Source organism: Bacillus sp. 17RED48, from assembly GCF_019837545.1.
Classification (GTDB): Bacteria; Bacillota; Bacilli; order Bacillales; family Bacillaceae_G; genus Bacillus_A; species Bacillus_A wiedmannii.
Genome location: NZ_JADAXG010000002.1, coordinates 579,613 through 591,655, shown reverse-complemented (window position 1 = coordinate 591,655; position 12,043 = coordinate 579,613). Strand labels below are relative to the sequence as shown.

At 34.1% G+C, this 12,043-nt stretch carries 15 protein-coding genes and 1 riboswitch; of the genes, 11 read left to right on the top strand and 4 right to left on the bottom strand.

What is annotated here, in order from left to right; genetic code table 11:
• Window positions 1-44 precede the first annotated feature (44 nt).
• Both ILT06_RS09770 and cbpA read left to right on the top strand, forming a co-directional pair.
• A complete protein-coding gene (locus ILT06_RS09770; RefSeq protein ID WP_064476725.1) occupies window positions 45-674 on the top strand; it encodes a class II aldolase/adducin family protein in 630 nt (209 codons plus the stop codon).
• Between the two features lie 124 nt (window positions 675-798).
• A complete protein-coding gene (cbpA, locus tag ILT06_RS09765; protein WP_064476724.1) occupies window positions 799-1,422 on the top strand; it encodes a cyclic di-AMP binding protein CbpA in 624 nt (207 codons plus the stop codon).
• Window positions 1,423-1,489: 67 nt separating this feature from the next.
• On the opposite strand, the gene ILT06_RS09760 is transcribed toward cbpA, so the two are convergent.
• Window positions 1,490-2,260, bottom strand: a complete 771-nt coding sequence (locus ILT06_RS09760) for a divergent polysaccharide deacetylase family protein (protein ID WP_064476723.1) — start codon at window positions 2,258-2,260, stop codon at window positions 1,490-1,492.
• 373 nt (window positions 2,261-2,633) lie between these two features.
• Here ILT06_RS09760 and ILT06_RS09755 point away from each other — a divergent pair, with 373 nt between their 5' ends.
• A complete protein-coding gene (locus tag ILT06_RS09755) occupies window positions 2,634-2,915 on the top strand; it encodes an aspartyl-phosphate phosphatase Spo0E family protein (RefSeq protein WP_000495533.1) in 282 nt (93 codons plus the stop codon).
• A 29-nt stretch (window positions 2,916-2,944) separates the two neighbouring features.
• On the opposite strand, the gene ILT06_RS09750 is transcribed toward ILT06_RS09755, so the two are convergent.
• On the bottom strand, window positions 2,945-4,441 hold the full coding sequence (locus tag ILT06_RS09750; RefSeq protein ID WP_098103315.1) for a DUF3149 domain-containing protein: 1,497 nt from the start codon (window positions 4,439-4,441) through the stop codon (window positions 2,945-2,947).
• 194 nt (window positions 4,442-4,635) lie between these two features.
• Here ILT06_RS09750 and ILT06_RS09745 point away from each other — a divergent pair, with 194 nt between their 5' ends.
• From ILT06_RS09745 to ILT06_RS09730, 4 genes are all read left to right on the top strand, one after another.
• Window positions 4,636-5,082, top strand: a complete 447-nt coding sequence (locus ILT06_RS09745) for a MarR family winged helix-turn-helix transcriptional regulator (RefSeq protein ID WP_000203340.1) — start codon at window positions 4,636-4,638, stop codon at window positions 5,080-5,082.
• Window positions 5,083-5,242: 160 nt separating this feature from the next.
• Window positions 5,243-6,937: a M3 family oligoendopeptidase gene (locus ILT06_RS09740; RefSeq protein WP_064476721.1), complete on the top strand. Its 1,695-nt coding sequence runs from the start codon at window positions 5,243-5,245 to the stop codon at window positions 6,935-6,937.
• A gap of 139 nt (window positions 6,938-7,076) precedes the next feature.
• Entirely contained in the window at window positions 7,077-7,610 is a 534-nt protein-coding gene (locus ILT06_RS09735; protein ID WP_087979889.1) for a DinB family protein, read from the top strand.
• Between the two features lie 100 nt (window positions 7,611-7,710).
• Window positions 7,711-7,827 carry a DUF6254 family protein gene (locus tag ILT06_RS09730; RefSeq protein ID WP_000038254.1) on the top strand — a complete coding sequence of 39 codons (117 nt, stop codon included), beginning with the start codon at window positions 7,711-7,713 and terminating at the stop codon, window positions 7,825-7,827.
• A gap of 11 nt (window positions 7,828-7,838) precedes the next feature.
• On the opposite strand, the gene kinB is transcribed toward ILT06_RS09730, so the two are convergent.
• Entirely contained in the window at window positions 7,839-9,047 is a 1,209-nt protein-coding gene (gene kinB / locus ILT06_RS09725; protein ID WP_064476719.1) for a sporulation sensor histidine kinase KinB, read from the bottom strand.
• A gap of 207 nt (window positions 9,048-9,254) precedes the next feature.
• Window positions 9,255-9,298: riboswitch (PreQ1 riboswitch) on the top strand.
• 93 nt (window positions 9,299-9,391) lie between these two features.
• Here kinB and queC point away from each other — a divergent pair.
• From queC to queF, 4 genes are read left to right on the top strand one after another with little or no spacing between them, the layout of a single operon-like run.
• Window positions 9,392-10,054: a 7-cyano-7-deazaguanine synthase QueC gene (queC, locus tag ILT06_RS09720; RefSeq protein ID WP_000711595.1), complete on the top strand. Its 663-nt coding sequence runs from the start codon at window positions 9,392-9,394 to the stop codon at window positions 10,052-10,054.
• Window positions 10,054-10,545, top strand: coding sequence for a 6-carboxytetrahydropterin synthase QueD (gene queD / locus ILT06_RS09715; protein ID WP_000368411.1), 492 nt, complete (start codon window positions 10,054-10,056; stop codon window positions 10,543-10,545). Before queC ends, queD begins: the two co-directional genes overlap by 1 nt.
• Entirely contained in the window at window positions 10,538-11,254 is a 717-nt protein-coding gene (queE, locus tag ILT06_RS09710) for a 7-carboxy-7-deazaguanine synthase QueE (protein ID WP_088048363.1), read from the top strand. Before queD ends, queE begins: the two co-directional genes overlap by 8 nt.
• Before the next feature lie 18 nt (window positions 11,255-11,272).
• Window positions 11,273-11,770 (top strand): preQ(1) synthase, encoded by a 498-nt coding sequence (gene queF / locus ILT06_RS09705; protein WP_064476718.1) that lies wholly within the window; start codon window positions 11,273-11,275, stop codon window positions 11,768-11,770.
• A gap of 55 nt (window positions 11,771-11,825) precedes the next feature.
• On the opposite strand, the gene ILT06_RS09700 is transcribed toward queF, so the two are convergent.
• Complete coding sequence (locus ILT06_RS09700; protein ID WP_001165081.1) at window positions 11,826-12,011, bottom strand: YkvS family protein; 186 nt, start codon at window positions 12,009-12,011, stop codon at window positions 11,826-11,828.
• Window positions 12,012-12,043: the final 32 nt, after the last annotated feature.

Below are 12,043 nucleotides of genomic sequence, written 5' to 3'. Positions count from 1 at the left end.
AAAGGATTCGAACATTATATAAATATTATGCCGGGGGTGACGAAATGTTATTTTTTCTAAAAAAATGGAATGAATTAAAAGATGTGAAATCTGAATTGGCACTTCGTGATTGGTTTTATGGTACAAAAATTAGTTTATCACTCTGTACGTCAAAAGAGCCGTTAACTTTTTTAGTAAACGTTGAGGGAAGAGATAAAGGGTTATTTTCAGAAGAAGACTTTATTGTTGTTAATTGTATGTGTGAGCCAGTATTTGAAAATGAAGAAAAACCAGCTGCAGAATCATTTATGCATGCGGATATTTATAAAAAAAGTAGTGCAGAATGTATTTTACAAGTGCAGACTGTAGATAGCCATTTAATATCAGAGTTATATGGAGAAACAGGGGAAGTAACATTCGATAAACGTAGCGTGGAACGTGTTTTTGGAAAAGAAGGTATAACAGAAATGACAATTCCTATTGTAGAAGATGAGAAAAAATTCGCTGATTTATTAGAAAATAATGTACCGAATTTTATTGAAGGTGGAGGAGTAGTTCTTGTTCATAATTATGGCATGATTGTGTGGGGGAAAACTCCAGAAGAAGCGAAAAAATGGCTAGAGGGTATAGAATATTTAATGAATTACCATGTAAAGTTGTTAATGATAAAAGGTGCAAAGAGCTCTGTTATATAAAATGTTTGTGATGTCGTTACAAGTCAATAAAAAATGAAAGCGTTTTAAATGTAATTTTACTCATAAAATATAGGTCTCCTTATTATATATAGATTACATGTTGACATGTAAGGAGGAACATATTTTGCGAGTTAAATACCATTTTCTGCCGAAACAACAAGTAACATTTTGCAAAATGAACGATTCAGGTGAAGAGGCTTTGCACATTATGAATGAAACGGGATTTCGAGCAATCCCTGTATTAGCAGAAGATGAAAAGAAATTCATAGGGATTATTTATAAAGTAGATCTTTTAGAAAAGAAGTGTAATAGCGGATTAGAGAAATTAAGCACGGAACATATGCTGGAAGATTCCTCTGCATTTATTTTTGAAAAGGATTCTTTTTTTAGAGCATTTTATGTTATTCGTCGACTTCCATTTTTAGCTGTGTTAAATGACTATAATGAATTTGTCGGTATCTTAACGCATTCCAATATATTTGATGTTATTGAAGATTCATTCGGTATGCGGACGGGTGGTTATATATTAACAATTGCAACACAAGATTGTAAGGGAACGATTAAAGAACTTGGGACATTGTTGAAAGCATTTAATATCGGTGGATTATTTACGCTAGATAACGGTGATCAGTATATTCGCCGCGTTATCGTAAATATAGCAGATGAGTTAAATGAAAAAAGATTAAAGCAATTAATCGAAAAAATAGAGAAAAAAGGATTCAGGGTGAGTCATGTAGACTATATTTAAGGTGAAAAGGAAAGGTACCAATTTGCTATATGCAGATTGGTACCTTTTTTAGTGCGAGTAATGAATCTTATTTTGAAACAGGAGGTGGAGATAATGCTAAATCAGATAAAAAAATAAAATCTGCATGTGCGCGAATGTTAGGAATAGAAGTTTCTATAACACGTGATGTAATTTCACCTGGAGGTCCAACGTGTCCGATAGCTACCATAATCGGTTTTTCTTGAAGTTTTTTAATGAGTAATTGGGCTTGTTTTGAAATATGTGCCGCTGTATACACATCATCAAAAAATAATTGATTTTCAATAATAGGCACTCCTAATTCTTTCCCGATTTTTGGGACAACACTCTTAGGATTTGTTTTGCTATCTAAATAAAATAAACCGTGTTTTTTACAAGCTGCAAGTATAAGTCGTACAATTCTTTCGTCCGCGGTCACTTTTGAGCCCATATGATTGTTCATCCCAATTGCATGCGGTACTTCTTGAATCGCTTGTTCGAGTCGGTTATTTATTTCTTCGTCGCTTAAATCAGTTGTAATTGCTTTTGGTCCAAGCCATTCTTTTTTACCTTTAATCGGTTCCATTGGCATATGTATAATAACTTCGTGCCCTTTCTTATGAGCCGCTATCGCATCTTCCTTTGTGGAAGGGAGAAAAGGCATAACGGCAACAGTCAGTGGAATAGGAAGTGATAACATTTTATCAGTCCCCTTCATATTATTGCCGAAGTCATCAATGACAATAGCGACTTTGTTTGTATGGGCCATTGCTTGAACAGGAAACAAGAAGGATGGTAAGAACATAGTAAAAATAAGCAATGCAATCGTATATTTGCGCATATAAATATTTCCTTTCTATTTTTTCCCGCTATTTGCGAGCAGTGAGGAATGAACAAAATCCCCCAATGATTAAATTTCACTTTATCAATCATCATTATGTTTTGCGTTTTTATATAAATTAAACAAAAAATGTCGAAGAAAAGTATATAGAAAATAGCGAATCCGCTATTTAATTGGTATTTGTAAAAAAAGAAGATGAAAAAAATGTCTATTATTGCGAATGTATTTACAAAGATAGAATAATTTGTAATAATTCTCAAAGTGAGGGTAAAGATTTGTAAATTACAGGGAGAAAATGTTAAAATTTCTGATTCTTCAAATTCAAATATGATTAAGTAGTTAAAAGCATGGAAGTATAATAAGGGGGATATGAATGTTTACCGTAAAAAGGAAGTACACATTAGAAAAGCTTTCACGTGATATTCATATGAAACGTGAAGAAATGATTCAATTAGGTTTAACAAGTGGGTTAAATAGTATGGAGACAATTCAAGTGAGTCAAGAATTGGACAAGCTTATTTTACAGTACCAGCGTTATAAAGAAAAACAAACACCAAAATGGCTATCAATTATTAAGGTACCTATTTTTCAAATTGGGTATGAAGGGAAATCAAGTAATTTTTGGCGAATGCTTGTGGCTGGTTTTATGAAATAAGTATAATTACCCTTTTGGGATAAGGATAATTATACTAGGTGTAACGGAATTTCGATATGAACTGTCGTTCCTTCGTTTTCTATACTATCAATAAAAATATGCCCATTGTACATCTCTACAATTCGTTTACATATGACAAGTCCAAGACCGGTTCCAGTATCTTTATTAGTAAAGAACGGATGAAAGAGGTGTTTTTGAATATGTTTTGGAATCCCTTTTCCAGTATCTGTAATTCTCAATTGTGCGTGTGTTTCATTGTTTGTTACGGAAATGGTCAGTGTGTCACCAGAATTCATGGCTTCAATTGCATTTTTTGTAATGTTTAAAACCACTTGTTTCATATGGTCTTTTGAGCAACGGATATGAATAGGATGGTCTGGCAAATGTAAATGGAATACAATGTTATGTAGATTCGCCTCAGATTGAATAATTAATGATACCTCATTTAGAATAGTTCTCACATCATATGTTTGTTCAATGATAGCAGTTGGCTTTCCAAGAATAAGAAATTCGCTTACAATTTCATTAATCCGTTCTATTTCTTGTTCGATGACGGAAAAATAAAACTGATCTTGTTCATCTTTATATTTCTCTTTTAATAGAGCGACGAGCCCTTTAATTCCGGTAAGAGGATTACGGATTTCGTGGGCTGTACTAGCTGCAAAAGTTCCAACCAATTCAATTTTTTGTAGTTCATTTTGTTGTCTTTCCAGTTTTGTTTGACGTTTTAACAACATATATTGAGCAAGTAAAAATAAAATAGACATTAAAAATAAAGTAGCTATACACTCTATTGCAACCCACTGATATAAAGTTTTTTGATGGATAGGCAAAGGAGAAACAGAGACCTTCCAATTTAATCTTTTGAGTGGGGTAGTAAGCATATTAGAATGCGCATCACTTGTTTCGTTATTATCATCGGTGAGAAAAACTACATCATGTTTATCAGTTACTTCAAAATGGTATTGTGGCTTAATGGCATTTAAAGATGATGAAATGTAGTCAAAGCGTAAACTTGCTAACAATAAGCCTGAGATTTCCTTCTGTTTATTGAAAATGGGAGAAGCAATCATAATAGCTTGATGTCCAAGAACACGATCTGTAATGACTGATGATACAGTTGTTTTCTTCGTTTGCAATACGTCTTGAATATATTTGCGATCTGAGACATCAACAGGTGGTCGGTCGCCTTCGGATGCGATTGTAATGATTCCTTCTGGTGTAGCGTAGTATAAACCAGAAAAACGTGCATCGTTTCCATCTGTATCATGTACAATTTGTTTAACTCCATTTATATTTCCAGTCTCGGTTCCTATGACCTTTGAGAGCATTTCTAATGCGGAAATTGCTTCACCAAGGTGATGATCTAAATAGTCTCTATATAAAAAGAGAACCGTGTGAGCAGATAGTTTGTTTTCCTGCTTCATTTTATACGAATGATATGAATAAAATGTAGCACCAATCCCTATCGTTGGTAGGATAACAAGTAATATATATAAAACTATGCTGTGGAATTTGACTTTCAAATTTGGTACTCCTTCTTTTTTATTATCATTATATATAAACTATGTTAAAATTGTCATGTTTTTATTCAAGAATCATTCGTAATATATTTGGGGAGAGGAAATGAATGAGTGAATACTCATTCGGAATTTACATGAAGTACTAAGCTGTTTTTTCTTTTTATTACTGAGAATTTAAGTGAAGGGTTGAAAGTTGTATGACATCAAATAATGAACGAGAAGATATTTCTCAATCTCTAAAAGTATTTATTGCATTATCTCGTGTACATCGTTCTGTTATGGATACTACAAATAAATCTATACAAAGTAACGGGTTAAATCCAACTGAATTTGCTGTATTAGAACTGCTATATCATAAAGGCGGTCAACCACTTCAGCAAATTGGTGAGCGTATTTTGATTGCTAGTGGCAGCATTACATATGTTGTAGATAAGCTAGAGAAAAAGGGACTAGTAAAGAGAATTCCGTGCCCGAATGACAGACGTGTTATTTATGCACAATTAACTGAGTCTGGAGAGAACTTTATTGCTTCTATTTTTCCAGGGCATGAGCAAGTTATACATCAGTCTTTTGAAATGTTAACGAAAGAGGAAAAGGATGAATTACTTGATCTATTAAAAAAGATTGGAAAGTATGAAAAATAATAGTATGTTCCAAAGGAGCTTTGGATAAAGAAATCCAAGGCTTTTTTGTTTACATGTAATTATGACAAAATATGCCGTATTTTGCTGAAGAATAAGAGGAGATTTGTAAGTAAGCATTGAATTATAGTAAGGATGCATATAATGGAGAGGAGGCTCGTTCATGTCATTTAAAGACTATGAATATAAACGGCCAAATATTGAAGAATTAAAAGAGAAGTTTACTGTTGCTTTAGAGAAGTTTGATAACGCTAAAACTGTAGAAGAACAAAAACAAGTCATCAATTCAATTAACGAAATTCGCAACGACTTCGGTACAATGGGGAATCTTTGTTACATTCGTCATTCTGTTGATACGACAGATGCTTTTTATAAGGACGAGCAAGATTTCTTTGATGAATTCTCTCCAGTTGTACAAGGTTATGGTACAAAGTATTATAATGCGTTAATTCATTCTCCATTCCGTGAAGAATTAGAAGCGTATTATGGAAAGCAATTATTTGCTTTAGCGGAGTGTGATTTGAAAACATACTCTGATGAAGTTGTGAAAGATTTACAATTAGAGAATAAATTATCTTCACAATATACGCAGTTATTAGCATCTGCAAAAATTGACTTTGCAGGAGAAGAAAGAACGTTATCGCAGCTTATTCCATTTATGCAAGGGAAAGAAAGAAGTGAACGTAAAGTAGCAAGTGAAGCATATTACGGATTTTTAGCTGAGAATGAGGAAGAGTTAGATCGTATTTATGATGAGCTTGTTAAAGTGAGAACGAAAATCGCCAAATCTTTAGGTTTCAAAAACTTTGTTGAACTTGGATATGCAAGAATGTACCGTACAGATTATAATGCGGAAATGGTGGCGAATTATCGTCAGCAAGTACTTGATTATATCGTTCCAGTTACAACGGAATTAAGAAAACGACAACAAGCACGTATCGGTGTAGAGAAGTTAGCGTATTACGACGAAAACTTTGAGTTTGCTACTGGTAATCCAACTCCAAAAGGAGATGCGGATTGGATTGTTAATCATGGGAAAACGATGTATAAAGAGTTATCGGCTGAAACGGATGAATTTTTCAATTTCATGCTAGATAATGATTTATTAGATTTAGTTGCGAAAAAAGGAAAAGCTGGTGGCGGATATTGTACATATATTGAGAATTATAAAGCGCCATTTATTTTCTCAAACTTCAATGGAACATCTGGCGACATTGATGTATTAACACATGAAGCTGGTCATGCTTTCCAAGTATATGAAAGCCGTAAGTTTGAAATTCCAGAATACAATTGGCCAACGTATGAAGCATGTGAAATTCATTCTATGAGTATGGAATTCTTTACATGGCCATGGATGAAGTCATTCTTTGAAGAGGATGCAGATAAATATTATTTCTCTCACTTAAGTTCAGCACTTCTGTTTTTACCGTATGGTGTATCTGTTGACGAATATCAACATTATGTATATGAAAATCCAGAAGCATCACCAGAAGAGCGTAAGACAGCATGGCGTAATATAGAGAAAAAGTATTTGCCGCATCGTGATTATGAAGATAATGATTATTTAGAGCGCGGTGGATTCTGGCAACGTCAAGGACATATTTATAGCTCGCCGTTCTACTATATCGACTACACATTAGCACAAATTTGCGCACTGCAATTTTGGAAACGTGCAAGAGATAATAGACAAGAGGCGTGGGAAGATTATGTAAATTTGTGCCAACAAGGTGGAAGTAAATCATTCTTGGAATTAGTAGAAGTTGCAAATTTAACATCACCATTTGCTGAAGGCTGTGTGAAAAGTGTCATTACAGAAATTGAAGCGTGGCTACATGCGATTGACGACACAAAATTGTAAAAAACATGCGCTTTTTTTCACATGTTTAACATCGACATAATGAGAAAATGATGAGATAATAAAAGAAAATTCAGAATACTAAAGAGGTGTTTCTAATAAGGAGCACCTCTTTTCACCAACAAAAAGGGGGGAAAGAAGTATGCTTCAATCAAATATGGATGTGAGTTTAGAAAGTTTGGTGAACTCATTACAGTCTACTCGAAGCACGCTATTATCAGAAATTGAAATGTTAAATGATACAGAAGTGAATGTAAAGCCACGCCGTGATAAATGGAGTATTATTCAAATTTTGCATCACTTGCATTTAGTTGAACAATCAGTTACGTCTGCCCTTGTATATGCTTTACAAAAAAATGAAAGAAACACGACTCCATTTAAAGACCTCCAACTTACGCTCGATCGCACATATAAACGAGAAGCTCCTCAGCAAATGCAACCAACAGAAACGTTAATGAAAAAACAGCAAGGAATTCAATTACTAGAACATTCACGACAAGAGCTATTACACGCGCTTCATAGTGTGATAGATGAAAAAGATTTATTTGAAAATGGATTAAAGCATCCTATTTTTAATGATTTGAATTTGTATCAGTGGGTTCAATTTCTTGATTTGCATGAACAAAGACATCTTACGCAGTTAAAAGAGGCGAAACACGCAATTTTGCAACGATAATTAGAAGGAAGTGGGAGACCACTTCTTTTTTGATGCGTGCATAGTTTTCTTTCTTATTTTGGAATACTACATGGAGAAAGAACAGAAGGAGTTGAAATGTATGTCCAAGAAAAAGAAAGAAGAAGAGCGCGCGTGGAAAGCACGTAAAGAAAATCAAAAACCACATGGTAAAGTGAAAGCCTTTGCTGAATTAGTTGAAGGAACAGAAAAAACGTGATGAGTATTTCATCACGTTTTTTGTATGAGTGGAAAAGTTAATAAGAAGGTTGTACCTGTACCTTTTTCGCTTATAATATCAACTTTTCCGTTCATAGCTTGCACAACACTGAATACGACCATCATTCCAAGACCAGTACCTTTTTCTTTTGTTGAGTAGAAAGGGGATCCAAGGCGTTTTACTTGTTCTTGATCCATACCAACTCCTGTATCTTTTATATATAACTGAATATGCTTATGATCAGGAACTAATGAGAAATAAAGATCACCGCCTTTTGGCATGGCCTCAATGCAGTTTTTTAAAACATTTAACAAGCATTGATTTAGTTTTTGTTTTTCTCCCGCGATAAAAAAAGAAGTGCTTTGCTTTATATAATGAGTACGCACATTTGCTAAATTAGCAAGAGGTGTAATTAACGCTAATGCGTGTAGTAGTTCTTCTTCTAACTGTAATGTTTGTTCTTTTTCAATACTTGGTTTTGCAAAGGTTAAATAATCTGTAAGAACGTGATTTGCTTGTTCGATTCCGTTAATGGCTATGTCGATATATAATTTTCGCTCTTGCTCAGTGCATGTATCTGACTGCAAAAGTTGTAAAAAGCCTTTTGTTGAAGTTAATGGATTACGAATCTCATGAGAAATGGACGCTGCCATTTCTCCAATTAAATGAAATTTTTCAGCATTCATAAGTTCGTTTTGAAGACGAACTTGAGTTTGTAATATGTGTAGTAAATATAAAATAAGTATCGTACCAAGTATCGTACATAACTCATACACAATAATATGTGGTATATAATCAGTCTTATTTGTAACCTTTGAAAGGAAGAAAGGTATCCAACTAAATCCGTATGTGAGACTGTAGATAATGGCAAGTGCTACTTTTATACGATTAGAAGTTCGATTGAAAACTTTATATGTAAATAGTAGGACAATAAATAGAAGGATAGAACCGATAAGCGATGGGAAAACACCGATTCCTCCTAATAAGAAGCGGTATATATTTAATACAACTAATATAGATCCACCAGCAATAGGACCTCCTGTTAATGTACCGACAATTAATACGATATGGCGCATATCAAATTGAAATCCATAATTTGTTTTTGCTCCGAAAGTAATACATAGTATGGTTGCGAGGCAACATAATGCAATAAATATAGCTGAGTTTAATTTAGGAGAACGTTTCCCTTTTTGATTCCAAAATAAATGGTATACGAGCATTGTAACAAGAATGAATAATATATTTAAAAAGAGATAAATAATAAAGGGTTTCAGTGGGATGCCTCCTCTCTTCTCACATTAAATTAATCATACTATAAAATGAAAGAAATAAAATGAGAAATAGCGGAAAAATCAGAAATTTTTTCTGGTAGTATACAATATGTTACAATAAGCTTTGTCAATGAAAGAAGGAATTCCGTGCGATGCGCGGGAGAGGTTCGCGAACTCCCTCTATAAAAAACTATGGAAACAACAATATCTTTAGGTATTGTTTTGTTTTTTTATTGTGACAGTTCAAGAACGTTCTTTCTTCTTATTCGTAGTAGAGAAGGAGAATGAGTGAAATGAAAAAAGAAAAGGCAGTTGTTGTTTTTAGTGGAGGACAAGATAGTACGACATGTTTATTTTGGGCAATAGAGCAGTTTGCAGAAGTAGAAGCTGTAACGTTTAATTACAATCAACGTCATAAACTAGAAATTGATTGTGCAGCGGAAATTGCGAAAGAACTAGGAATTAAACATACGGTACTAGATATGAGTCTATTAAATCAACTTGCTCCAAATGCGTTAACGAGAACGGATATGGAGATTACACATGAAGAAGGTGAATTGCCATCGACGTTTGTAGATGGACGAAATTTACTATTCTTATCATTTGCTGCTGTATTAGCAAAACAAGTTGGGGCACGTCATATTGTAACGGGTGTATGTGAAACTGATTTTAGTGGTTATCCAGATTGCCGTGACGTGTTTGTGAAATCGTTAAACGTTACTTTAAATTTATCCATGGATTATCCGTTCGTAATTCATACACCACTTATGTGGATTGATAAAGCGGAAACATGGAAATTATCAGATGAACTTGGAGCATTCGAGTTTGTTCGAGAAAAAACATTAACATGTTATAACGGAATCATTGGTGATGGTTGCGGTGAATGTCCAGCATGTCAGCTTCGTAAAGCAGGATTAGATACGTACCTACAAGAACGCGAAGGAGCAAATAACTAATGGATAATTTCTTTGGATTTCGCATCGTAGAAAATTTGCAAAAAATGGACAAGGATATTCAGCGTAAACAGCTTAAATATCATAATAAAAGAGTAATGGTCAGCAAGGAATTTACATTTGATGCAGCACACCATTTACACTGTTATGAGGGGAAATGTAAAAATTTACATGGTCACACATATAAAGTTGTATTTGGGATTAGTGGATATGTAAATGAAATAGGTCTTGCGATTGACTTTGGAGATATAAAAGAAATTTGGAAGAATGAAATAGAAATTTATTTAGACCATCGTTATTTAAACGAAACGTTACCAGCAATGAATACGACTGCTGAAAACATGGTCGTTTGGATTTATGAAAAGATGGCAGAAGCATTACTAAAAGATAATCGTGCGAACGAATATAAAGGAGCTCGTGTTGAATTTGTTCGTCTTTTCGAGACGCCGACTAGTTATGCGGAAGTAAGACGGGAGTGGATGCTCGATGAGTAAGATCCCTGTCTTAGAAATATTTGGTCCGACTATTCAAGGTGAAGGAATGGTTGTGGGACAAAAGACGATGTTTATCCGTACAGCTGGCTGTGATTATAGCTGCGCATGGTGTGATTCTGCTTTTACGTGGGATGGATCGGCTAAGGAACAAATTAGACAGATGACAGTAGAGGACGTTTGGAACGAGCTTGTGGAAATTGGTGGCGAAAATTTTTCTCATGTTACGATTTCAGGTGGAAATCCAGCATTGTTGAAAAATATTGAGTTTCTTCTTTCTATATTAAAAGAGAATGGAATGCGGACGGCAATCGAAACGCAAGGGAGTAAATGGCAAGATTGGTTACTTCAAATTGATGAGATAACGATTTCTCCAAAACCACCAAGTTCGACGATGAATACTGATTTTCAGAAGTTAGATGCTGTTATTCAGAAACTAGCAGGAAAAGATATTAGTTTAAAGGTAGTAGTATTTGACGATTATGACTTTGAGTATGCAGTTAAGATGCACGAACGTTATCCAGATGTTCCATTCTTCTTACAAGTAGGGAATGATGATACAAAAACTGTGGATGATGCGATGTTGATTAAAAAATTATTAGATAAATATGAGTGGCTTATTGAAAAAGCGGTTAACTGTAAAGAAATGAATAATGCAAAAGTATTGCCGCAGCTTCATGCGTTAGTATGGGGAAATAAACGCGGAGTATAATGAGAAGGGATGTTTAAAATGGCAGGAAGATTAGATGAAGATTTAAAAGATGTAACATTATTAGGAAATCAAAATACAAAATATTTATTTGAATATAGCCCAGAAATTTTAGAGGTATTTGATAACAATCATCCAAACCGTGATTATTTTGTGAAATTTAATTGCCCTGAATTTACAAGCTTATGTCCGAAAACAGGTCAACCAGATTTTGCAACAATTTATATTAGCTACATTCCAGAACAAAGAATGGTAGAGAGTAAATCTTTAAAGCTATATTTATTTAGTTTCCGCAATCATGGTGATTTCCACGAAGATTGCATGAACGTTATTATGAATGATTTAATTAAATTAATGGATCCGCGTTACATTGAGGTATGGGGGAAATTCACACCACGTGGAGGGATTTCAATTGATCCTTACTGCAACTACGGTCGCCCAGGCACGAAGTATGAAAAAATGGCAGACTACCGCATGATGAACCATGATCTATATCCAGAAACAATTGATAATCGTTAATATATAATAGAAAGAAAGGATCTGTATAACATACAGATCCTTTCTTTCTATTATATTATGCATTTTGATTAATGACAGTATAGTTTTTATGACTTACAACTGTAAGAGGTTCCATATCTAGTTCTCTAAAATTTTCCATAATTGTTATATCTACAATAACGGAGTTTTGATTTACTTTTTGAACACGGCCTTGCATTCCACCTTTAAATTCAATGATATCTCCAGTTTCTGCGATCTGCATAAGCAACTCTCCTTGTTACAGTTTTCCAAAAA

Excerpts from the sequence above, each read along its gene's own strand:
- ILT06_RS09770 (WP_064476725.1), top strand. The coding sequence starts at position 45 with ATGTTATTTTTTCTAAAAAAATGGAATGAATTAAAAGATGTGAAATCT.
- ILT06_RS09730 (WP_000038254.1), top strand. The coding sequence starts at position 7,711 with ATGTCCAAGAAAAAGAAAGAAGAAGAGCGCGCGTGGAAAGCACGTAAA.
- ILT06_RS09700 (WP_001165081.1), bottom strand. The coding sequence starts at position 12,011 with ATGCAGATCGCAGAAACTGGAGATATCATTGAATTTAAAGGTGGAATG.
- ILT06_RS09740 (WP_064476721.1), top strand. The coding sequence starts at position 5,243 with ATGTCATTTAAAGACTATGAATATAAACGGCCAAATATTGAAGAATTA.
- queC (WP_000711595.1), top strand. The coding sequence starts at position 9,392 with ATGAAAAAAGAAAAGGCAGTTGTTGTTTTTAGTGGAGGACAAGATAGT.
- ILT06_RS09745 (WP_000203340.1), top strand. The coding sequence starts at position 4,636 with ATGACATCAAATAATGAACGAGAAGATATTTCTCAATCTCTAAAAGTA.
- kinB (WP_064476719.1), bottom strand. The coding sequence starts at position 9,047 with ATGCTCGTATACCATTTATTTTGGAATCAAAAAGGGAAACGTTCTCCT.
- queD (WP_000368411.1), top strand. The coding sequence starts at position 10,054 with ATGGATAATTTCTTTGGATTTCGCATCGTAGAAAATTTGCAAAAAATG.
- ILT06_RS09760 (WP_064476723.1), bottom strand. The coding sequence starts at position 2,260 with ATGCGCAAATATACGATTGCATTGCTTATTTTTACTATGTTCTTACCA.
- ILT06_RS09735 (WP_087979889.1), top strand. The coding sequence starts at position 7,077 with ATGCTTCAATCAAATATGGATGTGAGTTTAGAAAGTTTGGTGAACTCA.
- ILT06_RS09755 (WP_000495533.1), top strand. The coding sequence starts at position 2,634 with ATGTTTACCGTAAAAAGGAAGTACACATTAGAAAAGCTTTCACGTGAT.
- queF (WP_064476718.1), top strand. The coding sequence starts at position 11,273 with ATGGCAGGAAGATTAGATGAAGATTTAAAAGATGTAACATTATTAGGA.
- queE (WP_088048363.1), top strand. The coding sequence starts at position 10,538 with ATGAGTAAGATCCCTGTCTTAGAAATATTTGGTCCGACTATTCAAGGT.